Origin of the sequence: Vibrio rumoiensis, assembly GCF_002218045.2 — a bacterium.
GTDB classification, from domain to species: Bacteria; Pseudomonadota; Gammaproteobacteria; order Enterobacterales; family Vibrionaceae; genus Vibrio; species Vibrio rumoiensis.
On record NZ_AP018686.1, the window covers coordinates 332,445 to 357,444 of the forward strand.

Below are 25,000 nucleotides of genomic sequence, written 5' to 3' on the forward strand. Positions count from 1 at the left end.
GCCTTAATCCGCCTTTATTTATTGAAATGCCCACCAAAAGGCTTGGTAGAATGCCTCTTTGGCTTCTTTTTCCACCATTAATCCATTCGATGTAATTAAGCGATCGAATGGCCAAGTCATGACTTCTTGAATAGACACTCGTAACATCGCTTTGTTTTTGAACTTACGGCGTTCCAAGTACGGTAACCGTAGTTGATGTGTCCCGCCTTGTACCAGAGATGTAAATTTTTGCCCAATGGATAAATGAGATTGAATGGCAACGAACGTATCACTGACGAAAAGCGTACGGCTTGAAGGATCACAGAAGATCATTTTATTTGGAGTGTCATCATTGCCAATCGCGGTTTGAAATATCTGGCCTTGCCATTGCGGTGGAGTACGCTTTGATAACACGCCATCGAAGTTAAGGTCGGTTCGTTTTTCAATTAAAGCATGAGTGGCAAAAAAGTAGGCTTTTGAATAAGCCAGCCACCAGTCGGACAAATGATGGTGATAACTCGGGGTAGAAGACACAATATATTTCACCGAGCCTAGCTTAGATAGAGCCAGTTGGCATTGGGTGGTTAATTCAATTGGCGAGATAAGCATTAACTCATCATTATCTAGCTTTATGACCACCATACGTTGTATGTGTGTTAAACCAAACTTACGGTAAGGCTTGTCAACGTACCAAACTCGATTGGATTCCCATTCTGTAAACATCAGGCTTGCTTCCTTGCAAACAAATACTTTGCCAGAGTGTATAGCAAAGTTTTCAATTGGTCAGCGTCTTTGTGTTTCAAAGTTCATTTCTTTTGAACAGTAATGTTATGACAAAATTTAATGAGAACTAGAGCGGGCAGTAGGCGGTGTTATCACTCGCTTCCAAGGTAGCATAAGTAATCCAAAAATAACCAGAGCGTACAACATACTCCAGCCTAAACAGGCAAATACAATGACGCACAGGAGTGTAGAAAATCCTGCTAAATATTTTGCCCAGCCTTTTAGTAAACGGTACGCAGATAACATTGCCAACAAATATAACAATACGAATACGCTGTTGGCCAGCTTCACTAACACTTCCAGATCTAGCTGAATAATATGCCCAATGCTAATTGAGAGGAATAATACTGTCGCCACCGCATAAGTGGCCCATGATGGCACGCCACGTTTAGATAGGGCAGCCAGGCGGTTAGTTGGACGATATTCTCTGGCTTGAGCCCAAACTAAACGAATCATACTTTGTGTATATAAATTGATGCTGGCAAAGCAAGCAAAGTAACCGATCACCGTGATCAGCATGCTTAAACCATTACCAAGTAATCGTTCACTCAGCCAAGGAATCGAACTATGCGCGGCAACGTTTGGTGCAAATGCATGAAATTTTAAAATGACGACAGAACAAGCCCAATAAATAAAGCCCGCTAAAAAACAGCCAAGAATGATTGCAATAGGGAAATCACGTTGCGGATTTTTGAACTCTTCTCCCATATGAGAAAACGCTTCTATGCCAACAAAGCACCAAAACATGACGGCCAGCGCGCTGCCAAGTGGTAACGCCGCAGAAGCATTTAAATTCGGCATAGGAATATCTTGCCAGCCAATATCGCCTTTCCAAAAGAACACCCCGACTAAAGCTAAAATACTGAAGGCAATTAAGGCTTGGAATTGTGATGAAGATTTACTACCTAGTAAGGTCAAGCCTAGAATTAACAACAAGCTGATGATTTCGGCAATATATTGGTGGGCCATCAAAGCAGGCAGCAGTTCTTTACCAAAGCCGCCTGCAAGAGTGAGTGCCGCAGGCAAACCAACGGGTAAGACACTCAAAAACAGCCAAGCGACACTACGTTCGACTTTGCTATTAAACGCTTTACGAACAAAGTAAGCGGTGCCACCCGCATTTGGAAACTGCCTGCCGAGTAGGGCAAAAGTAAGCGCAATAGGGCAAATGGCCAACAATAGAATGAACCAAGCCCATAGCGACCATACGCCTGCTAAATTCGCAGCAATAGCTGGGATCATGAATAACCCAGTCCCCAATAAGGTCGTTGAAAGTTGTCCCACACCACCTAATAAAGTGATTTCTTTTTTTAATTCTTGGCTCATAAAGGCTCTTAGAGGAAATTGAAGTAATAAAAGCGAGTTGAGAAACGAAATCCACAGGAAAATGAGTATCAACGCTGTTCGAGTTTAACGGGTCGAGCCTGTCAATCAATCTTAAATGCACGATGGAGAGTGGATTTAAGTGGCTGAATATTTTTTAATTTAAATGTTACATCACCCCAAAGCTCGACAGAATGACAATCCCGAATGTGGTCGTCACCATTGATCCAACGGTCGTTAGAGCGATGATATTTGCGGCTAAGGTAGCATTTCCTCCCATTGCCCTTGCCATGACATAGCTGGCGGCAGCGGCAGGAGAGGCGGTCATAAAGAAGAGTATTCCCAGCTCAAGTCCACGAAATCCATAAAAGAAGCCACCGAGTGTGATTAACAATGGGCATAAAATGAGCTTATAACTGCTTGAGATAATATTGGAGGCTTTATCGTGACGAAGTTCCCCAATATTTAACGACCCGCCAGTACACAACAAGGCGAGTGGCAGTGTCATATTGGCAAAGTATTGTCCGGTATGAATCAACATTGGTGGTACTGTAATGGAGACTTCATGAATTGCAAAGGCTAAGACAATTGCAATGATCAGTGGATTTTTAATAATCGATATCAGCATATTTCGATAAGTGCCAAAATTAGATTGTTGGCTTCGTGGTGATAAAGTAATGACCGCCAAAATATTATAGAGAACGGTAATTGCCGCGACATAGATCGCCGCAATCGCGACGCCGTGATCGCCATAAGCATTTGCAACATAAGCAAGGCCGATGATGCCGGTATTGGAACGAAACGCACCTTGGATGATCACACCGTGTTGGCTGTTTTGTTTGAGTAACAGCTTTACCGTGATGGTAGAAAATAGAAAAAAGGCAATGTTGGCGATAAGGCCGTAAGTGACCAGAGGAAAACTGCTGTCGCTGATGGAGTTGGATTTTATGATGCTTAAAAAGAGTAACGCCGGTAAAGTCACTTTGAAGACAAGCTTTGAAGCCGTATCGATAAAGGTATCGTTAATAATATTAAAACGTCTGAGCAATATGCCGAGAAGTAACATTAAGCAAATAGGGCCGGTGATCGAGGCTGAAAATAGGAATTGCTCAATAATGCCTGACATGATTAATCCATTAAATATCAGTGGCGAAGGAGTTAACATTTTTATCACATCTAGGCGAAATAAAAAATGGAGATGTTGATAAATACATCATTTAAAAACGATAAATGTATAAACGCTTGCCTTTGGTTCTCATGATTGTAACTATGTTCGGCTTTTCAATAATCGGAAGCCCATGATTGGCCGCTTTTTAAAATAGGATGTTTGATGAGCAATAAAATATATTTTAATACCCCAAGTCGTTTTAGCTTAAAGCGTAGCTTGGTGAACGTTTCGACTCGGTTGCATCACACATTAGCGCGTAAACATGCGATAAAAACGGCAAAGAAGCTATTACTCACTCCGGCACGTCTAAAAGTGAAGAACCTAGAACCAAAAGGTTTGCAACGCAGTATAGTGAACAGCTCTCAAGGCAAACTGACCACTTATAAATTAGGCACTGGACCCACATGGCTGATAACTCATGGTTGGTCGGGTTCCACTTCTCAGTTTTATCCATTAATGGAACACATTGCTCAACAAGGCTTTACTGCACTTGCGTTTGATTATGCTGGTCACGGTGAGAGTGAAGGTCAATTTGGCCATTTACCTGCTTTTGTTGATGCATTGGAAGTTATTGCAGATTCTTGTGATGAAATTGTAGGTATTGTGGCACACAGCATGGGCAGCGCGGCTGTACTTGAATCTAAGCATCAGAAGTTTCAATCTGTGCCTTTATTGCTGGTGGCACCGGTTTTAAATTACTTAGAAAACCTGGTGCAAGCCGTCCATCGTTCAGGTTTTTCAATGAAGCTATTTAATGCCGTGATTGCGGAAGTTGAACAGGAATATCAATACCCACTTCAACGTATTAATCCACAGCAACACTTACTTGATCGTCAAGCAGTTACGATGATAGTTCATGATCCAGAGGATAAAATTGCCAATTTCTCAATTAGCGAAGAGATGGCAAGCCAAAGTTCGTGGGTAGAATTAGTGTCGACGGCGAGTTATGGACATAGCCGCATTATGAAATCACAAGAAGTCATGGAAAGTTTTAATCAGTTAACGCAAAAATAAAACTTGAGCTCTTGCCTAGGTTTGTATACAACATAGGCAAATCAATTAAATAGTGTTTCATAAGGATATGAAGATGATAAAAGAAAATACCTACTTTGATGGCAAGGTAAAATCACTCGGTTTTACTCAAGAAGATGGTGAAAGCAGTGTTGGTGTCATGGCCGCAGGTGAATATACTTTTGGTACCGCTGCGCCAGAAAGAATGACAGTAATTAAAGGCGCTTTGACTGTGAAGTTGCCTAATACACAAGAATGGATTACCTACCAAGCGGGTGAATCATTCAATGTGATCGGTGATTCATCGTTTGATCTACAAGTGTCTGTCGATACGGCTTATTTGTGTGAGTATTTGTGAGTTGTATTGTCTGAAACTATCTCGTCTATTTTAAAGTATGGGCCAATAAACGGCCCATTTTTATCACTCCCAATATATCTACTCGCCTTAACGTTGATTTGCTCTGAATGTGTAAAAACAGCGTTGAAAAAACCACAATTTGTAATCCTCTCATATCAATGGGATGATTGACCTTTCTATCTGAAAATCCTTGAGCGGCATGATGCCAATATAAGCTCGACGTGTGTAAAGGAATATAATGAGTGCAATCGCGGCAATTCGTCCTCTGATACTGCTCTGTATCAGTTCTTTTTTCTTAATGATGAGTCACGGTTTAAGTGGCTTGTTACTGCCTGTGAAGCTTGCCGATGAAGGCGTCGATGTACAATCGATAGGTATTATTTTATCGCTCTATTCTGTCGGTTTTTTACTTGGTGCGATTTGGGCCAAAAAGATTTTACGTCGTATTGGTTTAGTTCGTACCTTTGCGATGTGCGGCAGTTTAGCCGCCACTGCGATTTTGATCATGGGATTAGATTTCAATACTTACGTTTGGTCGGTTGCGCGGGCGGTAATGGGATTTTGTATCGCTTGTGCGACGGGTACACTGGATACCTGGTACAACAGTGTATCAACAGAATCGAATCGAGGGAAAGTACTCGCGATTAATCAGGTCGTCATTTTAGCCGCGATTACGCTCGGTCAGTTTGGTTTGGTTCTGGCACCACCGAGTGAAGCGACATTATTTATCATTTGTGGGTTGCTGTTCAGCATCTCGATCAGTCCTGTGGTCTTTATTTCCCACTTTGAACCTAAAATTGAAACCTTTAAATCGATCTCTTTTCTTGGTCTTTTTCGGCTTTCTCCATTGGGTTTTATCGCCTGTTTTCTTTGTGGCGTGCTGTATTCCATGGTGATGAATATCCTTCCGCTTTATGCCAATGATATCGGGATGGATAAGCTACAAATTTCCATGTTTATGGGGGCGGCAACCGCTGGTGGAATTGTATTGCAATTGCCAATTGGTTATTTATCGGACCGATTTGAACGCCGAAAAGTGATTCTATCCGTGTGCTGTGTATTGCTGCTTTCGACATTGTTTCTAGGCTTTAGTTTAAGTCAGCCGATGTTCATTGTTTCGCTTGGATTAGTGGCTGTGATGATGGGGATTATCGCGTGTTTATACCCACTAAGTATTTCTGAAACCTTTGACCGTGCGCTGAAAACTCAACTAGTACCAGTGCTGTCTGGCTTATTATGTGTTTATGCCGTTGGCTGTATTATCGGGCCATATTCTGGTTCTTTGGTGATTAAGACTTGGGGCAATGATGCCTTATTTTCACTGCTGAGTTTGATTGAATTTAGCTTAGTGGGCTTTATTTTATATCGCATGACCGTAAGACAATCTCGTCCAGTCGAAGAGCAAGAGCATTTTGTGATGCATACGCCATCTTCGGTGTCTGAAGAGCTTGATCCTCGGGTGGAATATCAAGAGCAATCCACCTTTTTTGAATCAGCAGCGGAACAATTTACTCAATTACTCGCGCAAGATAACAATGAAGCGATTCGCTATTTAAACGTAATTTTGCATGATAACCCTGAATGGTTGATTCCACTGATTAAACGGACACCCGATTTAAACCAGTTAGATCTAATTGCATTATATCGAGTGTTGTCATTACGTTCTCCAGAACGGCTGGATGAATACGTGGCTACAATTAGTGAACTCGATTATTCACAAGCTGAACAACTCGCCTCATGGTTAATAGAAAAAGAACCTGAAGGGGCTTATTCCTCGCTTGCGTCAATTACTACCGCTAATGAGCATGAATCATTAGGTGTGATGGAAACTTTAGCGGAAACACACCCAGAAAAGTTATCGGAATTTACTCAGCATCTCGTGGGTAATGTGGCAGAAAGTACTGGAAATATGCGAGCAGCAGATAGAGAAGCGGCAAAATCTGATCGTACCGTCGCTGATCTCCTTTCGACTGTTGAACAAACTGCACCTGAACACGCACAGCAAGTGGCGGACATTATCGAAGAAGCGAAAGCAGAGCATTCTCTCGCTGAACCAGTATTTGATTTGTCAGAAAATGAAAAAATGGCGGTAGGGCAAAATTCATCATTAAAGGCTTCAAATCACGACAAAAGATAGCAATGATAAAATTAACAGTAATGCGGTTTATCAAGTACAATGATGAATGTAACAAAATGTAATTTTTATCTTAGTTAAAGCTTATTTCCGGAGTGTTTATACCCAATTAACTTGAAGATGCAGGTTGCAGGACCTGAAAATTGTCATTAATTCTAGTCGTCAGTGAGCCTGCAACTTTTGGTAAAGTCACATCAAAAAATCTATTTATTGCATCCTTAAAGGATGCTTTTGTTGGGAAGTAAACATTATTTCGGGCATGCTCATGCATGACCTTCCACAGTCGTTCTATTGGGTTTAAATTTGGACTGTAAGGGGGCAAATAATGCAACTCGATATTGAGCATACACGCAAAATCTTTTACCAGCTGACTTCGGTGATAACCAGCACCATCGAGAATAACGTGAACCTTTTGTTCTAATGGATAATGCTCTTTTTTTAGTTTCCAAAAGAAACGAGCAATACTCTCACTATTAATCGTGTCATAACTTTCGGTTACAGTTGCAGCTATATCAGCGAGATTTAGAGCTCCGACAAAGTTCAATCGAGTACGACTACCTGTCGTTTCAATTACTTTATCTTTGCCTTTGCGGATCCAACCGTAAGTAATTTTAGTCGCTTGGCTTGGATGTACAGCATCCATAAATAAAATCGGCTCATTTAGCTGTTTCAGCTCTTGATAATGCTGAATAAAAGCCTCTTGAGCTTCAGGATCAAGTTTGTGTGGAACACCTTTAGGTTGTTTGTAAGAAAAACCATTGTGATGTAGCCATTTGTTCATACCAGCAACCGTATAGGTGACCTGAAATTCAGACTGAACGTAATCAACTATTTGATGAGTATGAAAATAGGTATGTTCAGTAAGATGCTCAATTAATGACATAGTTTCAGCAGCATTAAGCTTACTTTGTGAGCCACCATTTTCAGGCATCAATTTTTCAGATTGAAGATAATCATTGATATGACGGGTAACGGTGGTTTCATGAATTCGCAAAGCTTGAGAAATCATAGAATTTGACCAACCTTCAGACGCAAGCAAGACCGCTTTAATGCGGTCACGGACTCGACCATCACGTGCAGAGTCATGCATCCGCTCGAGCTGTTTCTTCTTCTGGTTGGATAATTCTATTTTCATGTTCGTTAGCATGATCCTGTTAAAGGATAAAATCAAGCATCTTCAATGATCACGGGTATATGTCTATTACTGTTCTTGATCCTAAAACAGCATTGATTGTTATTGATTTACAAAAGGGCATTTTAGCGCTGCCAACCTGTCATGACACGGATCCTGTTGTGGAAAAATCTTGCCAGTTAATTCATGCGTTTCGTGAAAAGCAGCAACCGGTGGTTTTAGTGAATGTTGCTGGTGGTGCGCCGGGCCGTAATGAGCAGACCGCCTCACATGGTGAACTTCCTGTTGATTGGGCTGATCTTGATGACCGTTTAAATATTCAGCCTAGTGACCATTTAGTGACGAAAAAAACGTGGGGCGCATTCACCAACACCGATTTAGACGAATATTTGAAAGCGAACGAGGTCACTCAAGTTGTCGTTGTTGGTGTCGCGACAAGCATTGGTGTGGAATCAACCGCTCGTCAGGCATGGGAATTAGGGTATAACGTAACGTTAGCAACCGATGCCATGACAGATTTGAATCTAGAGACGCATAATAACAGCGTTAATTTAATCTTCCCGCGTTTAGCTGAAACGGGCTCAACTCAGGATGTACTTGCTTTATTAAGTGCATAAATACCACTAACTTTTCTGTATTTACAAACAAAATGAGTTAAAAATAAAGGCCAAGTATGTTTGTCATACTTGGCCTTTTTGTTCTTGATTTTTAGTGCGTTAGATTTAGCGAGTTTGATTTGGTACAGCAATAAACCCAGTCGTAATACTTTCTTCTTTCGCTTCTACATGTTCAATGACTTGGTCGATATAAGTATCGACCTTTTCACTGACCGAATCATTGTCTTCAGTAAAGTAGGCAAGATGGAATACCGCATCACCTTCGTTCACTAGTGGGAGCGTTTGTTGGCCAATCACAATGCCATCTTTTGGGGCAATCATGGTGATTTCTTCGTGACCAAGAGGCGAGCTAATATAAGCAAGCACTTGGCCTTTATTGACTCGGTCACCCAAAGTCACCATGGTACGTAAAATACCGTCACTTTCCGCTCGTACCCAGTTGGTTGATTTAGCTATCACCGATTCAGGTACTTTCTTGCGGCTAGGACGATGCATACCCAACTCTTGCATCACACGCAAGACACCTAAAATGCCAGCGTTAATCGCAATTGGCTCAAAGCGTAGTGCTTCGCCTGCTTCATAAGTCAGCACCGGAATGCCGCTTTTTTCTGCTTCAGCACGTAATGAGCCATCGCGTAATGCCGCATCAATAATCACAGGCGTACCGAACGCTTGTGCCATTCGTAATGTGTCCGCATTGTCTAAGCACGCACGTATTTGCGGCAAGTTCGTCCGGTGTATTGCACCAGTGTGCAAATCAATAATGTAATCGGCTTTTTTCGCAACATCGGTGAAAAAGGTATGAGCAATACGAGATGCCAAAGAGCCTTTTTCTGTTCCTGGAAAACAGCGATTGAGATCGCGGCGATCCGGCAAATAGCGAGATTTATGAATAAAGCCAAACACATTCACAATCGGTACGGCAATTAAAGTACCTTTAAGTTTGTTCGCATCAACTTTTTCAATTAATTGTCGAACAATTTCCACCCCATTTAGTTCATCACCATGAATCGCCGCATTAACCATTAATACTGGTCCGGCTTGTTTACCATGAATGATCTCAACCGGAATAGATAACGGCGAGTGGGTGTAAAGTTTTGCTGCTTCAATTTCGAGTACTTTTCTTTCACCGGCTTGCACGGTGTGGTCCATAAATTTAAAAGGTGAATTCTTTCTCACTCTTTTCTTTTCGCCACGTCCTGAGTTAACCACGCCCACGAGTTTTTGTTCCTTTTGCTGATGCGTTCTTTTCAATAAAATCAACGATCATACCTGCGACATCTTTCCCTGTTGCCGCTTCAATTCCTTCAAGACCTGGTGATGAGTTCACCTCCATCACCAAAGGACCACGAGAAGAACGAAGAAGGTCAACACCTGCCACATTTAAGCCCATGATTTTCGCTGCTGCTACCGCTGTTTTACGTTCTTCTGGTGTAATGCGAACCAGAGACGCGGTTCCGCCACGGTGCAAATTAGAGCGGAATTCACCTTCACTTGCTTGTCGTTTCATTGCCGCAATGACTTTGTCTCCGATGACAAAGCAACGAATATCTGCGCCGCCGGCTTCTTTAATATATTCTTGCACCATGATGTTGGCCTTAAGTCCCATAAAGGCTTCAACCACACTTTCTGCCGCTTTACGGGTTTCTGCGAGAACCACACCAATGCCTTGCGTGCCTTCTAGCAATTTGATCACAACAGGAGCGCCGCCGACCATTTCAAGTAAGTCTTTAATGTCATCTGGCTTACTTGCAAACCCAGTGATCGGCATGCCTACACCTTTGCGCGATAACAATTGCATAGAACGCAATTTGTCACGAGAGCGTGTAATGGCGACAGATTCATTGACTGGATAGACGCCCATCATTTCAAACTGACGTAAAACGGCGGTGCCATAAAACGTTACAGAGGCGCCAATACGAGGCACGATAGCATCGAAGTCTTTCAGTTCTTCACCTTTAAAATGGATTTCTGGTTTGTCTGAATTAATATTCATATAACAACGCAGAGCATCGATCACTTTGACTTCGTGGCCTCGGTTTTGACAAGCTTCAATTAAACGCTTAGTTGAGTACAAAGAGCGGTTGCGAGATAAAATTCCGATTTTCATAAATCGTTATCCTTAGTTAAAGGTGAAGCAATTAAAAATGATGCCGTAGGGTCGACAATAATACGATGATGCATTGCCGTGCGGCCAAGCAACATTCTAAATAACATATTTTCTCTATTGGTTAGCGTGACCTCAATTGGCCACTGCTCACCATTAAAAGCTAGCATGGTTTCGATGACATAGCGTTGCTCTTCATGGCCACCAGAATCTTTTACGGTTCGCTGGTCGATCACTTTAGCGACACACTCTTTGACAAGCTCATCGTTCTTTTGTTGTGGATGAATCCAAAAACGAACCCAAAGCTCGCCATCTTGTTCATAAGGTTCAATTTTAAAAGTATGCAAGCAAGAACTGCGTGCACCGGTATCAATTTTTGCTTTGATTTGTTCAATGCCAAGCTCAGGTAAAGCCAACATTTCCCGCCATCCTACAATGATTTTTTTTGTCATATGTATATCGCTAAGGTTGGATAAATAAACGCATTCATGGGGAGAATGCCTGAAAATCAATGCTATTTAATAATCATATAAAAATTGTGTGTATAGACTATAACAAATGATTAACGTGAGGGGTGATGTTTGGCGCGAATTTATCAATATTTTTTTTGCACGTCTTGTGAAAAGTTTTTGTTTTTACGATAAAAAATATTGTTGATAAAAATGATGACATAACAAGAAAAAAAACCTTTCCCACATAGGGTGGGAAAGGTACCTCAAAGGAAAATAACATGAACCAATCAAGGGACTAGATTGGCCTCACGAATACTGCCATGTATTCATTTATTAATAAGCAGAATGCATGCCAAGTTTTTAATTGTTTGTTTTTAAATGGATTGTTGTTTTTTCAGTCGTCTAGGAGATAAAGTTTGAATTTTTTTGCACGGTTTGGGGACAAAAGGTGATAGGTTTTGGTGCGATTATAGGAATGGAAATCAAATTTAGCCGACCCCATTAGGCAGCGTTTGTTGACCATTCCTACTGAGTTACTGGCTTCTCGTATAGCAACAAGCTACACCTCGAGGCCTCTGTCATTAAGAAAACAGCCCTGAAGACAGGTAGCGATCACCTCTATCACAGACAATGGCAACCACTACTGAACCTGGATTATTTTTAGCAATGTCAATTGCGGCATAAACGGCACCGCCAGAACTAACGCCGGCACTAATACCTTCTTTTTGAGCTAAGGCTCTCGCGGTTATTTCTGCGGATTCCTGGTCAATGTCGATAACCATATCGATAGTTGAATCATCATAAATACCTGGTAAATATTCTGTAGGCCAGCGGCGAATACCCGGAATAGCACTCCCTTCTGAAGGCTGTAATCCAACAATACAAATATCAGGATTTTGCGATTTAAGATAACGAGAAACACCAACTATCGTTCCAGTTGTTCCCATGCTCGAAACAAAGTGAGTGATTTTCCCATGGCTTTGTCGCCAGATTTCTGGGCCAGTTGAGTTGAAGTGTGCATCTGGGTTATCTGCATTATTAAACTGATCAAGGACAATACCTTTACCTTCACTTTGCATTTGTAGTGCTAAATCTCGAGCACCTTCCATTCCTTGCTCTTTAGTGACCAAGATAAGTTCTGCACCATAGGCTTTCATTGAGTCTTTGCGTTCTTGAGTCGAGTTATCAGGCATGATTAGGATCATCTTGTAGCCTTTAATCGCCGCAGCCATGGCTAATGCGATACCTGTGTTACCACTGGTTGCTTCGATAATGGTATCCCCAGGGGTGATCGTTCCACGCTTTTCTGCTTGAGTAATCATATTGAGCGCAGGTCGATCTTTAACTGAACCAGCAGGGTTATTGCCTTCGAGCTTAACGAGCACAGTACTTTGATTATCGACTACAAGCCGCTGCAGTCTGACTAAAGGCGTGTGACCGACATAAGATTCAATCGTTAGAAATTCAGACACTGGTATCCCTCTATGTTGGTATATTGTCAATTGCTATTGTGTATCTATTATCCTTATTAATACAATGGTAAATAGAAATAAGGTAAACAATTTATGGTTTGATAATATTCCAAAAAGTTCTATTTATAACCTTTGTTATTAAGAATTTATAAACATACTCTAGTCACAAAGGATGTCACCTTGAAAAGTGAATTAGGAGTATGAATATAATGAAAAAAATAAAATCAGTGTTTGCCGCCTTGCTTATTGCGGGCTCATTTAACGTGTCTGCGGCAGAGCAAACGATCTTGAACTCTTCTTACGATATTGCTCGTGAGTTGTTTGCCACTTATAACCCAATTTTTGCTAAACATTGGCAAGAAAAAACGGGAAATACCATTGAAATTAAACAATCTCATGGCGGTTCTTCTGCCCAAGCGCGTTCGATTCTTCAAGGGTTATCGGCAGATGTCGTGACCTTTAATCAGGTTACGGACGTTCAGGTACTACATGATAAAGGGAAATTGATTCCTGCCAACTGGCAAAGTAAATTACCTAATGCTAGCTCTCCATATTATTCAACAACTGCATTTTTAGTTCGCAAAGGTAACCCAAAAAATATTCAAAACTGGGGGGACTTAGCTCGTGAAGGCGTGTCTTCAGTATTTCCTAACCCTAAGACTTCAGGTAATGCTCGTTATACCTATTTAGCAGCACTGGGTTATGCACAAAAATCATTTGGTAAAGAAAATGAAGCTAAGCAAGATGAATTTCTAAAGAAAATGCTCGCCAACGTTGCGGTATTTGATACTGGTGGTCGTGGGGCAACAACCTCATTTGTTGAACGTAAGATCGGTGATGTTCTTATCACGTTTGAATCTGAAGTTAACAATATTCGTAAGCAATATGGTGAAGATAATTACGAAGTAGTGGTACCCAAAACATCAATTCTTGCCGAGTTCCCTGTTGCCGTTGTTGAGCGAAATGCGAAACGCAATGGAACCACTGAAGTTGCGACAGAATACCTTTCTTACTTATACAGTGAAGAAGCTCAGCGTATGCTCGCAGGCTTTAATTACCGTGTTCATGATGAAAAAGTAAAAGCTGAATTTGCTGATCGATTCCCAGAAGTTCAATTGCTTACAGTAGAAGAAATTGCAGGTGGTTGGGAGAATGCGATGAAAACACAGTTTGGAAATGGCGCGAAACTCGATCAATTACAACGCCGTTAATCTGCATTTCTTAGTATATGGTTACCGCTTGATTGGGGTAACCATTCATTGTGATAGATTTTTTGAGGGTTTATGAGCGGATCTCACGCACTTTCTCGCCCAAAACAGCAACGAGTACTACCGGGTTTTGCCATTAGTTTAGGCATATCTCTGCTATTTGTGAGTTTGATTCTCCTACTACCTGCAACGGGGTTAGTGATGCAAACAAAAGGTATGTCATTCAGTGAATACTGGTATGTCATTGCCGATCCTAGGGTAGTAGCCAGTTATAAAGTCACGGTTGGAGCCGCGTTTATTGCTTCGTTGTTTAATGGTGCCTTAGGTTTATTACTCGCTTGGGTTTTAGTTCGGTATCAGTTTCCCGGAAAACGTATTTTAGATGCTTTAGTCGATTTGCCATTTGCACTACCAACCGCGGTGGCGGGGATAACGTTAGCGACCTTGTACTCAAGTAATGGGTGGATTGGAAGTCTTTTAGAAGATGTTGGTATTAAAGTCGCGTATACACCCTTAGGTATTATCGTAGCCATGGCTTTTACGAGTATTCCGTTTGTAGTACGTACTGTTCAACCCGTCTTAGAAGAAATTTCTCAAGAGGAAGAAGAAGCGGGTGTGACACTCGGTGCATCTGACTGGGGCGTGTTTTGGAAAGTTATTATGCCTTCCATTCGTCCAGCCTTGATAGTCGGTGTTGCTTTGTCATTTACACGTAGTTTAGGTGAGTTCGGGGCGGTGATTTTTATCGCAGGCAATATGCCATACGTTAGTGAAATCACATCATTAATGATATTTGTTCGCTTGCAAGAGTTTGACTTCCCTGCGGCCAGTGCTATTGCTTCGGTTGTTCTTCTCACTTCATTGTCATTGTTATTGCTAATTAATCTATGGCAAGGCGCTTATTTACGCCGTATTCACGGTAAGTAAGGGGATAGGATGTCCAGATCTTCACATATTAGGTCTTCACGTATTGGTGAGAAGCCGTTAGTCAAATGGAGTTTAATCTCTCTTGCGCTTTTTTTCGTCGCCATTCTTTTGGTTATTCCACTTATCAGTATTTTTCAACAAGCTTTTGCAAGTGGGATCTCTACCTATTTTAATAACTTGAGTGAGCCAGATACGCTTCATGCTATTGGACTAACGTTGATTGTGGCATTACTGACCGTACCAATTAATTTGGTGTTCGGCGTAATGCTGGCTTGGTCGGTCACTCGGTTTGATTTTATTGGTCGTAAGTTTTTAATCACCTTAATTGATATACCGTTTGCTGTTTCGCCTGTGGTTGCCGGTCTTTTGTATTTACTCTTGTACGGAAGCAGTGGTTGGTTAGGTGAATGGTTATTTGAACATGACTTACAAATTATGTTTGCTTGGCCGGGAATTTTACTGGTAACGGTGTTTGTGACTTGCCCATTTGTGGCGCGAGAGTTGATTCCGCTGATGCAGCAACAAGGTCAGTCGGATGAAGAGGCAGCCGTGATTTTAGGCGCCTCTTGGTGGCAATTATTTCGTCGCGTAACACTGCCAAATATTAAGTGGGCTTTGATTTACGGTGTGATTTTGACGAATGCGCGTGCAGTGGGTGAATTTGGTGCCGTGGCGGTGGTGTCTGGCAATATTCGCGGTGAAACCAATACGTTACCATTACATGTTCAATTATTGTATGAGGATTACCAAGCAGAAGCCGCTTTTGCCAGTGCATCGTTATTGGCGTTTATCGCTTTATTAACTTTGATTTTGAAAGCATTTGTTGAGTGGCGACAAGAACGAAACCATATCAATGGTCAGCAGTCTCAACAGAAGCAACAAGGTGATTTATGAGTATTCGTTTAAACAATATTTCCAAGAAATTTGGCAACTTTGAGGCACTTTCACCGCTCTCGTTAGATATTGAAAATGGTGAAATGATAGGGCTATTAGGGCCATCAGGTTCGGGTAAAACCACGTTGCTGCGCATTATTGCTGGATTAGAAAATGCCAATACAGGCTCTATTCATTTTGGTGATAAGGATGTCACCAATGTGCACGTACGTGATCGCCGCGTAGGATTTGTGTTTCAAAATTACGCGTTATTTCGTCATATGACGGTTGCGGATAATGTTGCTTTCGGCTTACAAGTTATGGATCGTTCTGTACGCCCGAGCGCTGCCGAAATTAGTCAACGTGTAAAGAAGTTATTAGAGATAGTTCAGCTTGGGCATTTAGCCGGACGTTACCCTGAACAACTTTCTGGTGGGCAGAAGCAACGTATCGCTTTAGCACGAGCATTAGCCACTAAACCTGAAGTGTTATTACTGGATGAGCCATTTGGAGCGTTGGATGCAAAAGTCCGTAAAGATCTGCGCCGTTGGCTGCGTAATTTACATGATGAATTAGGTTTTACGAGTGTATTTGTTACCCATGATCAAGATGAAGCTTTAGAACTTTCAGACCGTGTTGTGGTTATGAGTAACGGTAAAATAGAGCAAGTGGACTCACCTGTGGAGCTTTACGCTCACCCAAATAGCCGTTTTGTGTTTGATTTCTTTGGCAACGTTAATCAATTCAAAGCCAAATGGAATAACAAACATTGGCAAGATGGAAATGCTTTTATTCTTCCACCTATGGAGGAGAAAACGCAAAAAGACGGGGCGCTTTATATTCGAAGTCATGAAGTGAGTATCTCGGCTAAACCTAATAGTCAGGCATCGTTACCATGTAAAGTGGTTGCGATTAACCCTGTAGGGGCTGAAGTTCGTGTAGAGTTATCACCGATTGGTTGGGGCTCAAATGATTTATGGGAAGCGAAATTGACACATCAAGCATTAAATGAACAATCATTTGGTCGTGGAGATGACGTTTATGCTACCCCACAAGTCGGCTACTTTTTTGCTGATGATGCAAAAGGTGAACCCTCGATATTGCGTTGGCCATTCTTAGCGCCAGGTAACTTAATGTTTGATATCTAAATCGCCATAAATATTGTTGACTGGATAGTAAAAAGCGAGCCCTCAAAGCTCGCTTTTTTATGTTTTACATCAAATTCATTAATGACTCTGCGATTCAAATGCCAAAACTTTCTGTTCTACCTTACGAAATACTAGCGATAATATGCCATTGACGATTAAGTAAAACGCGCCAGCAATACCAAATACCGTTAAGGTATCGTAGGTTTGGGCATTAATGCGTTGCGCATAGCCCATTAAGTCCATAATCGTGATGGTACTGGCTAAAGAGGTTCCTTTAAATACCAAAATCACTTCGTTGGAGTAAGCCGGGATAGCACGGCGAATGGCGTACGGAAGTAGAACGCCCAACGTAGTTTTGGTATTCATACCTAATGCACGGCAAGCTTGCCATTGGCCAGATGGAATGGCATCAAACGCCCCTTTAAACAGTTGAGTGCTGTAGGCGGCAGTGTTTAGCGCTAAGGCTAACATGGCACAAAACCAAGGTTGGCTTAACCAATTCCACATGAAGCTGTCACGAATCCAGTCAAACTGGCCCGGGCCATAATAAATTAGGAAGATTTGTACCAGTAATGGCGTGCCAGTGAATAAAGTGATCAAACCACGACTGAACCAATGAATGACCGGTAGGCGTACAATTAGTGTCACGGTCATCAACAGTGATAAAGTACAGCCGACGAGTAGCGCGACGATAGTTAATTCTATGCTGGTTTGTAAGCCATCAAGTAGCTGCCAAACATGTTGTTCGTTCATGATTGTGCTCCTAGTGACGGTTTCTTCTTAGGTTTATTTGACACCATATTGGCATCTTGTAACTGATATTTTTTATTGAGTATTGCGATAATACGTTGAGTGATTAATGTGATCACGAGATAAACTGCCGCCGCTGTTGCATACCAAGTAAAGCTTTGATGAGTCGCGGCTGAAGTGAGCTGGGCTTGTTTCAATAGGTCCGTTACGCCAATCAGAGAAACCAATGCGGTATCTTTCAATAACACTAGCCATTGGTTAGTTAAACCGGGTAGGGCATGACGCACGGCTTGTGGTAGAACAATGCGAACAAAGGCTCTTGGTTTTGAAAGCCCTAAAGCCGTTGCGGCTTCCGCTTGTCCTTTCGGCACGGCTTTCAGCGCGCCACGTAAGGTTTGCGCAGCATAAGAAGCAAAGATTAATGATAAGGCGATCACCCCTGAAAGAAAGGGACTAATCTCAATATATTCACCGGTGATGTAAAACAAAATTTGTCCTGAACCGAAGAAAATGAACAGGACAACAAGAAGCTCAGGCAACCCTCGAATTACCGTTACCAAAGCCGTGGTTGGCCAAGCGATCAATTTCAAGCGCGACATTTCGCCACCTGCAAAGATCATAGAAAGCACCAAGCCCACAGCAAGGCTAGTAAAGGCGAGCTGAATTGTCAGCCAGCTCGCGTCAATTAACGCTAGAGAGTAACCTGAGAACATCACTTAATCATTACCACTTATTATTTGCTAGCAAAGTATTTATCAAAAATAGCTTTGTACTCACCGTTTTGCTTCACTTTTTCTAGTGCCGCATTCAGTTGGTCTACCAATTCTTGATTATCTTTGTTTACTGCAATACCAAAGCCATTGCCGAAGTATTGTTTGTTAGTAATCGGTTCACCAACGTAGGCTAGGTCGTCTTCTTTTTTGAACCATTCGGCGACTACTGCAGTATCACCAAAGACGCTATCAATACGGCCATTTTGCATATCAATAAAGGCATCTTGGTAGCTGGCGTAAGGAACGGCCGTTACGCCTGGCATTTGATCAACGAGGTAGCTTTGGTGGGTTGAACCATTTTGAACGCCAACACGTTTACCTTCTAGTGCTGCTTGATCTGCGATTTTACCTTTCACTGAAACAAATGCTGCGGCGTTATCGTAATAAGCATTGGTGAAGCTCACTTGTTTTAGACGAGCTTCGGTAATATCCATTGCTGAAATGGCTGCATCGTAACGCTTGAATTTAAGTGCCGGGATTAAGCTATCGAATGCTTGGTTTTGGAAAGTACACTTGGCTTCAATTTCTGCACATAATGCTTTGGCGAGATCGATATCAAAGCCTTGAATTTGGTTGTTGTCATCCATGTATTCAAACGGGGCATAAGTCGCTTCAGTGGCAAATTTGATTTCGTCTTGAGCCATTGCATGAGTAGAAGCAAGGGCAATTAAGCTAGCAAGTAGAATTTTTTTCATTGTATAACTCCATTTATATCTGTGATTTTTTTACTATTTGAATGTTTTTGTTATTAATGTCAATAGAGCAGTGTCTAGTGTTTTAAATAATCGGCAAATGCTTGTGATTGTGGGTTGGTAAAATGGCTTTTATCGCCGTGTTCAACCACATAGCCTTTTTCTAAATACAATAAATGACTGGCCACTTTTTTCGCAAAATCGACTTCATGCGTCACGATAATTTGAGTGATGCCAGTTTTGCTTAATTCTTTAATAATATTTACAACCTGTGAGGTGATTTCAGGATCAAGCGCTGCGGTTGGTTCATCAAAAAGCAGCACATCAGGCTTCATCATTAATGCACGAGCAATCGCCACGCGTTGCTGTTGACCTCCCGATAACTGCAACGGCCAAGCATCCGCTTTATCGGCGAGTTGAAGTTTGGTTAAGATCGCCATTGCTTCTTTTTTTGCCTCTTGCTTTGCCATTCCCGCAACTTTAATCGGGGCTTCAATCAAATTGTCTAGCACGCTCATGTGAGGCCATAGATTGTATTGTTGGAATACCATGCCGACTTTCTTACGTAAAGCCATGCCTTGTTTTTCTGAAATGGTATTCGAAAAATCAAAGGACTCGTTCGCAATAGAAAGCGTACCACTATCAGGCATCTCTAATAGGTTTAAAACACGGAGTAATGAGCTTTTACCTGCACCGCTTGGGCCGAGTAAAACTAAGGTGTCACCGGCTTCACACTGAAAGCTTACATTGTGTAAAACTTGGTTTGAGCCGTAAAACTTATCAATAGCGTTAATTTGAATAGTCATGCTTCCAATCTGCATTAATTGTCACTAGGTAAATATACTAATGATTGTGTGGTTTTATGCAAGAAAAATGTATATTGAATCACTCAATGAGCATAATTATCTGGCTAAGATATAACCAATAGCACGGCATTCATTTCTTGCTTGAATGTGTTAATGGGAAGTTAATGTATCTTAATATAGAAGAGAGGTCTTGTGTGGTCATTCAAATTGGTGAGTGAGTTATCAATTATGAAAGCGGAGAACAAAGAAAGCTGAGCAAAGATGGCATGCTCAGCTTCAATAAGCGTTTTATAGTGACGAGAAATGGTTGACGTTTAGTTGAGTTGAACGGAGTGGGTGAGCAATTCGATGAGCTCATCTTCTGTTGTTGGCATTTTAGTCAGTTCAACTTCGTGGTTTAAGCCACCTTTCAACATGTAGGCTTTGGTGGTTAGGTGATCGTGGTGAAACCATTTTCCATCTAGGCACACATCGGTATAACACTTTTCACATTGCTTTAGCTTCATATACTTCCCTCTTATGAAGTGATTAACATACTGTTAACTTATGATCGTTTCAGTGCCATGAAATTGATTTAGATCAATTCTGGCTTGAGTGTTAAGCGTCAGGATTGAATAATTTGAAGTTGGTTGGGTTTTGAATGGAGTGAGGCCTATATCGATTTCTGATACAGCACACCAATTGGAGCAATATCGTGGTTAAATAAGCGGTGTTTCTGAGCGAGAAATAATTCAGCGGTGGCGGTGGCATCCATTAAGGCATGGTGGGCTGGGTATTCTGGCAATTGATAATGTTGGCGTAAGGCGAATAAACGAAAATCTTTCTGATAGCCACTTTGGTGAGTGGTATTTTGTTCAATCTTTAAGGTATCAAGCCAAATTAAAGGTAAGCGTGGCAAGCCTTGGAGTTGGCAAAACTGTTCGATAAATCGTTTTTCAATCGTGGCTCCGTGCGCGAGTAAAACAGGGCTAAGAAGTGATGAAAAGAAATACTGCATCGCTTGTTGAAGCGGAATGCCATGTTCTTGATCTTCAGGCAAAATGTGGTGTAACGAGCGAGTGGTTGGATCTTGGTGGTTAGGATTCTTTTTTTCTTTTGGTTCTTGAATCACCCAATGCTGCGCCGTACTTAATTTGACGACGCCTTGAATAATATGGACCCAACCGATGCTCACGATATGATCGGTCTTGGGATCTAACCCCGTGGTTTCAAGGTCTATTACCGTTATCGGTAGAGCCGTCGCATCATGTTTAGGGTTAGGATAGGGCTCTTGCAACAATGCGGCGAGAGAACTCGGTAATTTATTTGTTGCAATTAGGTCATGCCGTTGCTGATCTAATTGCAACAAAGGATGTCGGCTAGAAAAAATCGAAAACATATTACCGGCCATATTTCATTTTTATTAAGTCTTGAAAGCTGGAGATAATTCGGAAAGCATCTTTTAAGTGTTGGCGCTCAAAGCTACCAAATTTATCAGGTTGTAAGAGATTATTAATGCTCGATTGAGTTTGAATGGCGGTGCGTTGACGTTGATACCTGAGTTCTGTCACGTAATGATAGGTTTCACTTAAGTCTTGATAAGTTGAGTCATTGAGAATGCGGTGCTTATGCAGCCATTCAATACGCTCAGTGGTATTGATCTCAGGGCTATCATTCATCAAACTATAAATTCTCACCAAGTCGACAACGCGGCCAATCGCGGCTTTTTTGATATTTAAAACCTGATTATCGTTGCCATCCTTTTCTAACACTAAATTCTTAAATATGCCCAGCGGTGGGCGAGTGCGTAGTGCGTTGCGTACCAAGGCGGAGGTTAAACGTGTATTATTGGAGACTTGCTGATGCCGGTATTCATCCACTGATTGAAATAGCGCTTCATCCCCATAAATATGACGAACTTCCAGAAACACGTTTAGGTTGAGTAATAAATCATATTCTGGGTTGGTGGCCCATTTTCGATAGTAAGCTTTCCATATTGATTGTTTTTGACACCATTGAGGGGTTGCGGCCATAAAGCGACCTTTACATAAGGTGTAGCCGAGTTGCGATAAGCCTTTACAGACATACATGGCAAAATGTTGGAAGTAAATTCTATCGGCTTCAGTGGCACTATCCGCAAGGATTAATGCGTTATCTTGATCGGAGGCAAGGTGTACTTCATTACGCGCATGAGAGCCTGCCACTATCCAAGAAAATGCGCAGGGTGGCTGACCGAAGATTTTAATGGCGAGCTCAATTAAGCGGTAGGAAAAAGCATCATAAATCATGCTGAGTACTTGCCCGACAACGTTAGGGGTTGCGCTACTTTCAATAATGCCTTCAAAAGCAAGATTACGCTCTTCCGAAAGTTTTATTAATGCTGTAATGGAATCGGCACGATGGATTTGATCGATCAAAAATATCGATTGCACGCCGTTATTTTGAATCAAATGTTGCGGTGTGATGAGACCGGTGACTTGTTGTTGATGGTTCACCACGGGGATATTTTGAATTTGGTGCTTCATCATTAAATGAACGGCGGCGATCACCAGTTCATCTTCATATACGGTATGTACGTTTTGAGTCATCACATGGCTAATCGGCCCACTGACATCAAGCGCTTGTGCGACCACCCTTTTAGTCATGTCTTTATCTGTCACCATGCCAATTAAGCACTGATCATGATCGACAATAAAGGCACATGAAACACCAACAATATCTCTCATTTGGTGAGCAACGTCTTGAATGCTTTCTGTCGCTGAAACGATCAAAATTTTACGGCTAGCGATATCAATACTTGGGCGCATGTAATAGTGCTGCGCAGGTTGTAAGCGGCGGTGCTGGGTTTGTATGGCTTGCAGGCGAGTTTGTAAACTTAGTGCCAGTTGTGATGTTATTTGAGGATAATCTTGCAGTTGAGCCATCAGCGCAAGGTAGTCAAAACGGTACAGCAGAGTATTTTCGAGCGCAGTAATTAAATAGCTTTCCGAGTCTCTATTGTGAAGATTAAAGCCAAAAATATCTTCTTCACCGAGTAGGGAACGTAGGCTGCCATCTAGGTGATTTTGTTGAATGACCCCTGAACGAAGGATATATAAATAGGTGGCATTATCATCTTGTTTTAATTGTTGTTCAGGGCTGAGAAAGAGAATATCTACGGTTTGAGCGATGTTGTTAAGAACCGTTTTTGGTAGTTCGCTAAATGGGTAAATTGCTTGTAAAAACGAGACGATATTGGGAAGAAGTCCATTGTTCATTTTGAGTGTTCCTCTTCCTGTCGAATTATTATAAACGTGAACGGTTATAAACGTAAATTGCTATAAACGTGAAATGGAATCTAAGGTTAACGGTGTTTTTTGTATTCTAGCATTAAGTGATTTTATTATTCATTAAGCTTAGCCCCATCCGAAGATGAGGCTAAGCAGTTTTTTACCAAAATACTGAGTACAGTACAGCAAGAATAATGACTATCACGTAAGCGGCGATATTAAAGCTAGGCTCTGTTTTAAACATAGATGAATCAAGGGCAATACCTTTAGGGTCATCATCGTTTTCAGAAGAACTGAGACTTGTGAATGCAATGACCGCCATGGTGAACAATAAGGTATAAAGCATTTGGTCCATAAATGGCATGTTTAGAGGCATAAACTTCAAGAACAATGCAAATGGAATCGATAAGATCACACCGGTAACGGCACCTTTGCTGGTGGTTTTCTTCCAGAATAAACCGAGTAAAAATACCGCTAGAATGCCTGGGCTAACTAAGCCTGTGTACTCTTGAATATATTGGAAAGCCTGACCAAGGTTGCTGAGTAATGGTGCAATAAAGCAAGCAATGATTAACGCAACAATTGCGGTAATACGGCCAACATTAACCAGTTTGTGGTCTCCGCTTTTCGGTGCAATGAATTCTTTATAGATATCCATGGTGAAGATCGTAGCTGTTGAGTTCAACATTGATGCTAATGAAGACACAATCGCTGCGGCAAGCGCTGCAAATACAATGCCTTTAAAGCCAACTGGTAAGAACTGAGTTAACCAAGGGTAAGCTTTATCCGCGTGAGCAAGTGATGGAATATTGTGTGTTGCGACATCTCCTAATTGCGCCATGAGATCGGGTGAAGATGTGATCACATACGCGGCAATACCCGGAATAACCACTAGGAAAGGCACGATTAGTTTTAAGAATGCGGCAAATACGATCCCTTTTTGTGCTTCAGGAACAGATTTAGCAGCAAGAGTACGTTGAATAATGTATTGGTTGAAACCCCAGTAATATAGGTTTGCTACCCACAGGCCACCGATAAGAACGGCGATGCCTGGCAAGTTCATGTATTGAGGGTTGCTTTGATCTAGGATCATTTCAAAGTGTTCAGGGGCTGCCGCTGCCATTTTAGACAAACCGCTAAACCAACCATCTGCACCGCCAATAAAATCGACCGCCATATACGTAGTGAGTAGACCACCTAGTACAAGGAAAAACACTTGGATTACATCGGTCCACACCACAGCAGAAAGGCCACCGTAAATAGAATAAACCAAAGCAAATAATGCTAAACCAATCACTGAATACATCAATGGAATGCCGAGAATAGTTTGTAGAGCAAGACCACCTAAGTAAAGCACAGAGGTTAAGTTTACAAACACATAAAGGGCAATCCAGAAGACGGCAAGAATGGTTTTTAAATTCTTATTGAAGCGCTTTTCAACGAATTCAGGAATGGTGTAAATTCCCTTATCAATGAACACAGGTAAAAAGTATTTACCCACAATGATAAGGGTAATCGCCGCCATCCATTCATAAGAGGCAATCGCTAAGCCAATAGAGAAGCCTGAGCCTGACATGCCGATGAATTGTTCAGCGGAAATATTTGCGGCAATTAATGAAGCACCCACTGCCCACCAAGGTAATGATTTACCTGCTAAGAAATAATCTTCAGTACTTTTTTGAGTACCTTTTTTGTCTCTGGAAACCCAAAGACCGACCCCGATAATGATTGCTACATAAATAGCAAACACAATAATGTCGATGGTACCTAATCCATTTTCTATATGAGACATACTCTCTAACCTACCGTTAAGTTTGTTATATACCCATTATGAATGACGAGAAGTTACGCTCACTGGATCGCAATCTCCATCATTTTGGTGGGCATGGTTATTTTTCATTGCGGAGTGTAAACGTTTACCTTTTATTTGAAAGTGATTGTCGTCACAAATGGTTACAGGAAAACACATTTTGTTACTGAGTGACTTGTGAGGTAAATGAGCGTTTTATAACGAGGAAGTTATTGATTGATAGAAGGAG

The 25,000-nt window shown here is 41.6% G+C and carries 24 protein-coding genes; 8 read left to right on the forward strand and 16 right to left on the reverse strand.

What is annotated here, in order from left to right; translation table 11 throughout:
* Positions 1-18: 18 nt before the first annotated feature.
* From VRUMOI_RS14010 to VRUMOI_RS14020, 3 genes are all read right to left on the reverse strand, one after another.
* Positions 19-702: a DUF4336 domain-containing protein gene (locus tag VRUMOI_RS14010; protein WP_089139015.1), complete on the reverse strand. Its 684-nt coding sequence runs from the start codon at positions 700-702 to the stop codon at positions 19-21.
* A 117-nt stretch (positions 703-819) separates the two neighbouring features.
* Complete coding sequence (gene yjeH / locus VRUMOI_RS14015) at positions 820-2,088, reverse strand: L-methionine/branched-chain amino acid transporter (protein ID WP_089139014.1); 1,269 nt, start codon at positions 2,086-2,088, stop codon at positions 820-822.
* A 166-nt stretch (positions 2,089-2,254) separates the two neighbouring features.
* Complete coding sequence (locus tag VRUMOI_RS14020; RefSeq protein ID WP_089139013.1) at positions 2,255-3,211, reverse strand: AEC family transporter; 957 nt, start codon at positions 3,209-3,211, stop codon at positions 2,255-2,257.
* 204 nt (positions 3,212-3,415) lie between these two features.
* Between VRUMOI_RS14020 and VRUMOI_RS14025 the strand changes: the two genes are divergently transcribed.
* The 3 genes from VRUMOI_RS14025 (at position 3,416) to VRUMOI_RS14035 (ending at position 6,759) form a co-directional block, all read left to right on the forward strand.
* Positions 3,416-4,267 (forward strand): alpha/beta hydrolase, encoded by an 852-nt coding sequence (locus VRUMOI_RS14025; protein WP_089139012.1) that lies wholly within the window; start codon positions 3,416-3,418, stop codon positions 4,265-4,267.
* A gap of 73 nt (positions 4,268-4,340) precedes the next feature.
* Positions 4,341-4,622 carry a pyrimidine/purine nucleoside phosphorylase gene (gene ppnP / locus VRUMOI_RS14030; RefSeq protein ID WP_089139011.1) on the forward strand — a complete coding sequence of 94 codons (282 nt, stop codon included), beginning with the start codon at positions 4,341-4,343 and terminating at the stop codon, positions 4,620-4,622.
* Between the two features lie 238 nt (positions 4,623-4,860).
* Positions 4,861-6,759 (forward strand): MFS transporter, encoded by a 1,899-nt coding sequence (locus tag VRUMOI_RS14035; RefSeq protein ID WP_089139010.1) that lies wholly within the window; start codon positions 4,861-4,863, stop codon positions 6,757-6,759.
* A 106-nt stretch (positions 6,760-6,865) separates the two neighbouring features.
* Here VRUMOI_RS14035 and VRUMOI_RS14040 read toward each other — a convergent pair whose 3' ends face one another.
* Positions 6,866-7,891, reverse strand: a complete 1,026-nt coding sequence (locus tag VRUMOI_RS14040; RefSeq protein WP_089139009.1) for an IS630 family transposase — start codon at positions 7,889-7,891, stop codon at positions 6,866-6,868.
* 59 nt (positions 7,892-7,950) lie between these two features.
* Between VRUMOI_RS14040 and VRUMOI_RS14045 the strand changes: the two genes are divergently transcribed.
* Positions 7,951-8,505, forward strand: coding sequence for an isochorismatase family protein (locus VRUMOI_RS14045; protein ID WP_089139008.1), 555 nt, complete (start codon positions 7,951-7,953; stop codon positions 8,503-8,505).
* 105 nt (positions 8,506-8,610) lie between these two features.
* Here the strand turns inward: VRUMOI_RS14045 and VRUMOI_RS14050 are convergent, their stop codons facing one another.
* The 4 genes from VRUMOI_RS14050 to cysM all read right to left on the reverse strand — a co-directional run bounded on the left by VRUMOI_RS14050 (position 8,611) and on the right by cysM (position 12,536).
* On the reverse strand, positions 8,611-9,657 hold the full coding sequence (locus VRUMOI_RS14050; protein ID WP_162598450.1) for a succinylglutamate desuccinylase/aspartoacylase family protein: 1,047 nt from the start codon (positions 9,655-9,657) through the stop codon (positions 8,611-8,613).
* A gap of 52 nt (positions 9,658-9,709) precedes the next feature.
* A complete protein-coding gene (gene rimK / locus VRUMOI_RS14055; protein WP_089139007.1) occupies positions 9,710-10,615 on the reverse strand; it encodes a 30S ribosomal protein S6--L-glutamate ligase in 906 nt (301 codons plus the stop codon).
* On the reverse strand, positions 10,612-11,064 hold the full coding sequence (locus tag VRUMOI_RS14060) for an ATP-dependent zinc protease family protein (RefSeq protein WP_089139006.1): 453 nt from the start codon (positions 11,062-11,064) through the stop codon (positions 10,612-10,614). The genes rimK and VRUMOI_RS14060 overlap by 4 nt, the downstream gene beginning before the upstream one ends.
* 581 nt (positions 11,065-11,645) lie before the next feature.
* Entirely contained in the window at positions 11,646-12,536 is an 891-nt protein-coding gene (gene cysM / locus VRUMOI_RS14065) for a cysteine synthase CysM (protein ID WP_089139005.1), read from the reverse strand.
* 209 nt (positions 12,537-12,745) lie between these two features.
* Between cysM and cysP the strand changes: the two genes are divergently transcribed.
* The 4 genes from cysP to VRUMOI_RS14085 all read left to right on the forward strand — a co-directional run bounded on the left by cysP (position 12,746) and on the right by VRUMOI_RS14085 (position 16,692).
* Positions 12,746-13,747 (forward strand): thiosulfate ABC transporter substrate-binding protein CysP, encoded by a 1,002-nt coding sequence (gene cysP, locus VRUMOI_RS14070; protein ID WP_089139004.1) that lies wholly within the window; start codon positions 12,746-12,748, stop codon positions 13,745-13,747.
* 72 nt (positions 13,748-13,819) lie between these two features.
* A complete protein-coding gene (gene cysT / locus VRUMOI_RS14075; RefSeq protein ID WP_089139003.1) occupies positions 13,820-14,671 on the forward strand; it encodes a sulfate/thiosulfate ABC transporter permease CysT in 852 nt (283 codons plus the stop codon).
* Between the two features lie 9 nt (positions 14,672-14,680).
* Positions 14,681-15,565 carry a sulfate ABC transporter permease subunit CysW gene (gene cysW, locus VRUMOI_RS14080; RefSeq protein ID WP_089139002.1) on the forward strand — a complete coding sequence of 295 codons (885 nt, stop codon included), beginning with the start codon at positions 14,681-14,683 and terminating at the stop codon, positions 15,563-15,565.
* A complete protein-coding gene (locus VRUMOI_RS14085; protein ID WP_089139001.1) occupies positions 15,562-16,692 on the forward strand; it encodes a sulfate/molybdate ABC transporter ATP-binding protein in 1,131 nt (376 codons plus the stop codon). The genes cysW and VRUMOI_RS14085 overlap by 4 nt, the downstream gene beginning before the upstream one ends.
* Positions 16,693-16,770: 78 nt before the next feature.
* On the opposite strand, the gene artM is transcribed toward VRUMOI_RS14085, so the two are convergent.
* The 8 genes from artM to VRUMOI_RS14125 form a co-directional block, all read right to left on the reverse strand.
* Complete coding sequence (gene artM / locus VRUMOI_RS14090; RefSeq protein ID WP_089139000.1) at positions 16,771-17,445, reverse strand: arginine ABC transporter permease ArtM; 675 nt, start codon at positions 17,443-17,445, stop codon at positions 16,771-16,773.
* Entirely contained in the window at positions 17,442-18,158 is a 717-nt protein-coding gene (gene artQ, locus VRUMOI_RS14095) for an arginine ABC transporter permease ArtQ (protein WP_089138999.1), read from the reverse strand. Before artQ ends, artM begins: the two co-directional genes overlap by 4 nt.
* A gap of 17 nt (positions 18,159-18,175) precedes the next feature.
* Complete coding sequence (locus VRUMOI_RS14100) at positions 18,176-18,910, reverse strand: lysine/arginine/ornithine ABC transporter substrate-binding protein (protein ID WP_089138998.1); 735 nt, start codon at positions 18,908-18,910, stop codon at positions 18,176-18,178.
* A gap of 74 nt (positions 18,911-18,984) precedes the next feature.
* Positions 18,985-19,713 carry an arginine ABC transporter ATP-binding protein ArtP gene (gene artP, locus VRUMOI_RS14105; RefSeq protein ID WP_089138997.1) on the reverse strand — a complete coding sequence of 243 codons (729 nt, stop codon included), beginning with the start codon at positions 19,711-19,713 and terminating at the stop codon, positions 18,985-18,987.
* Positions 19,714-20,027: 314 nt separating this feature from the next.
* The gene (locus VRUMOI_RS14110) at positions 20,028-20,219 is read right to left on the reverse strand and encodes a hypothetical protein (RefSeq protein ID WP_089138996.1); all 192 of its coding nucleotides are present in this window, start codon (positions 20,217-20,219) and stop codon (positions 20,028-20,030) included.
* Between the two features lie 146 nt (positions 20,220-20,365).
* Positions 20,366-21,091 carry a 3'-5' exonuclease gene (locus VRUMOI_RS14115; RefSeq protein ID WP_231897555.1) on the reverse strand — a complete coding sequence of 242 codons (726 nt, stop codon included), beginning with the start codon at positions 21,089-21,091 and terminating at the stop codon, positions 20,366-20,368.
* Between the two features lies 1 nt (position 21,092).
* Complete coding sequence (locus VRUMOI_RS14120) at positions 21,093-22,949, reverse strand: DUF294 nucleotidyltransferase-like domain-containing protein (RefSeq protein ID WP_089138994.1); 1,857 nt, start codon at positions 22,947-22,949, stop codon at positions 21,093-21,095.
* Positions 22,950-23,121: 172 nt separating this feature from the next.
* Positions 23,122-24,753, reverse strand: coding sequence for a sodium/sugar symporter (locus VRUMOI_RS14125; protein WP_089138993.1), 1,632 nt, complete (start codon positions 24,751-24,753; stop codon positions 23,122-23,124).
* Positions 24,754-25,000 lie beyond the last annotated feature (247 nt).

Bases quoted from the DNA above. Each gene is read 5' to 3' on its own strand.
- VRUMOI_RS14035 (WP_089139010.1), top strand. From the start codon at position 4,861: ATGAGTGCAATCGCGGCAATTCGTCCTCTGATACTGCTCTGTATCAGT.
- VRUMOI_RS14010 (WP_089139015.1), bottom strand. From the start codon at position 702: ATGTTTACAGAATGGGAATCCAATCGAGTTTGGTACGTTGACAAGCCT.
- artM (WP_089139000.1), bottom strand. From the start codon at position 17,445: ATGAACGAACAACATGTTTGGCAGCTACTTGATGGCTTACAAACCAGC.
- VRUMOI_RS14100 (WP_089138998.1), bottom strand. From the start codon at position 18,910: ATGAAAAAAATTCTACTTGCTAGCTTAATTGCCCTTGCTTCTACTCAT.
- yjeH (WP_089139014.1), bottom strand. From the start codon at position 2,088: ATGAGCCAAGAATTAAAAAAAGAAATCACTTTATTAGGTGGTGTGGGA.
- VRUMOI_RS14050 (WP_162598450.1), bottom strand. From the start codon at position 9,657: ATGGACCACACCGTGCAAGCCGGTGAAAGAAAAGTACTCGAAATTGAA.
- VRUMOI_RS14120 (WP_089138994.1), bottom strand. From the start codon at position 22,949: ATGAACAATGGACTTCTTCCCAATATCGTCTCGTTTTTACAAGCAATT.
- VRUMOI_RS14110 (WP_089138996.1), bottom strand. From the start codon at position 20,219: ATGAAGCTAAAGCAATGTGAAAAGTGTTATACCGATGTGTGCCTAGAT.
- VRUMOI_RS14060 (WP_089139006.1), bottom strand. From the start codon at position 11,064: ATGACAAAAAAAATCATTGTAGGATGGCGGGAAATGTTGGCTTTACCT.
- VRUMOI_RS14125 (WP_089138993.1), bottom strand. From the start codon at position 24,753: ATGTCTCATATAGAAAATGGATTAGGTACCATCGACATTATTGTGTTT.
- VRUMOI_RS14020 (WP_089139013.1), bottom strand. From the start codon at position 3,211: ATGTCAGGCATTATTGAGCAATTCCTATTTTCAGCCTCGATCACCGGC.
- VRUMOI_RS14025 (WP_089139012.1), top strand. From the start codon at position 3,416: ATGAGCAATAAAATATATTTTAATACCCCAAGTCGTTTTAGCTTAAAG.
- cysP (WP_089139004.1), top strand. From the start codon at position 12,746: ATGAAAAAAATAAAATCAGTGTTTGCCGCCTTGCTTATTGCGGGCTCA.
- VRUMOI_RS14040 (WP_089139009.1), bottom strand. From the start codon at position 7,891: ATGAAAATAGAATTATCCAACCAGAAGAAGAAACAGCTCGAGCGGATG.
- cysT (WP_089139003.1), top strand. From the start codon at position 13,820: ATGAGCGGATCTCACGCACTTTCTCGCCCAAAACAGCAACGAGTACTA.
- ppnP (WP_089139011.1), top strand. From the start codon at position 4,341: ATGATAAAAGAAAATACCTACTTTGATGGCAAGGTAAAATCACTCGGT.
- VRUMOI_RS14045 (WP_089139008.1), top strand. From the start codon at position 7,951: ATGTCTATTACTGTTCTTGATCCTAAAACAGCATTGATTGTTATTGAT.
- VRUMOI_RS14085 (WP_089139001.1), top strand. From the start codon at position 15,562: ATGAGTATTCGTTTAAACAATATTTCCAAGAAATTTGGCAACTTTGAG.
- artP (WP_089138997.1), bottom strand. From the start codon at position 19,713: ATGACTATTCAAATTAACGCTATTGATAAGTTTTACGGCTCAAACCAA.
- VRUMOI_RS14115 (WP_231897555.1), bottom strand. From the start codon at position 21,091: ATGTTTTCGATTTTTTCTAGCCGACATCCTTTGTTGCAATTAGATCAG.
- cysW (WP_089139002.1), top strand. From the start codon at position 14,681: ATGTCCAGATCTTCACATATTAGGTCTTCACGTATTGGTGAGAAGCCG.
- rimK (WP_089139007.1), bottom strand. From the start codon at position 10,615: ATGAAAATCGGAATTTTATCTCGCAACCGCTCTTTGTACTCAACTAAG.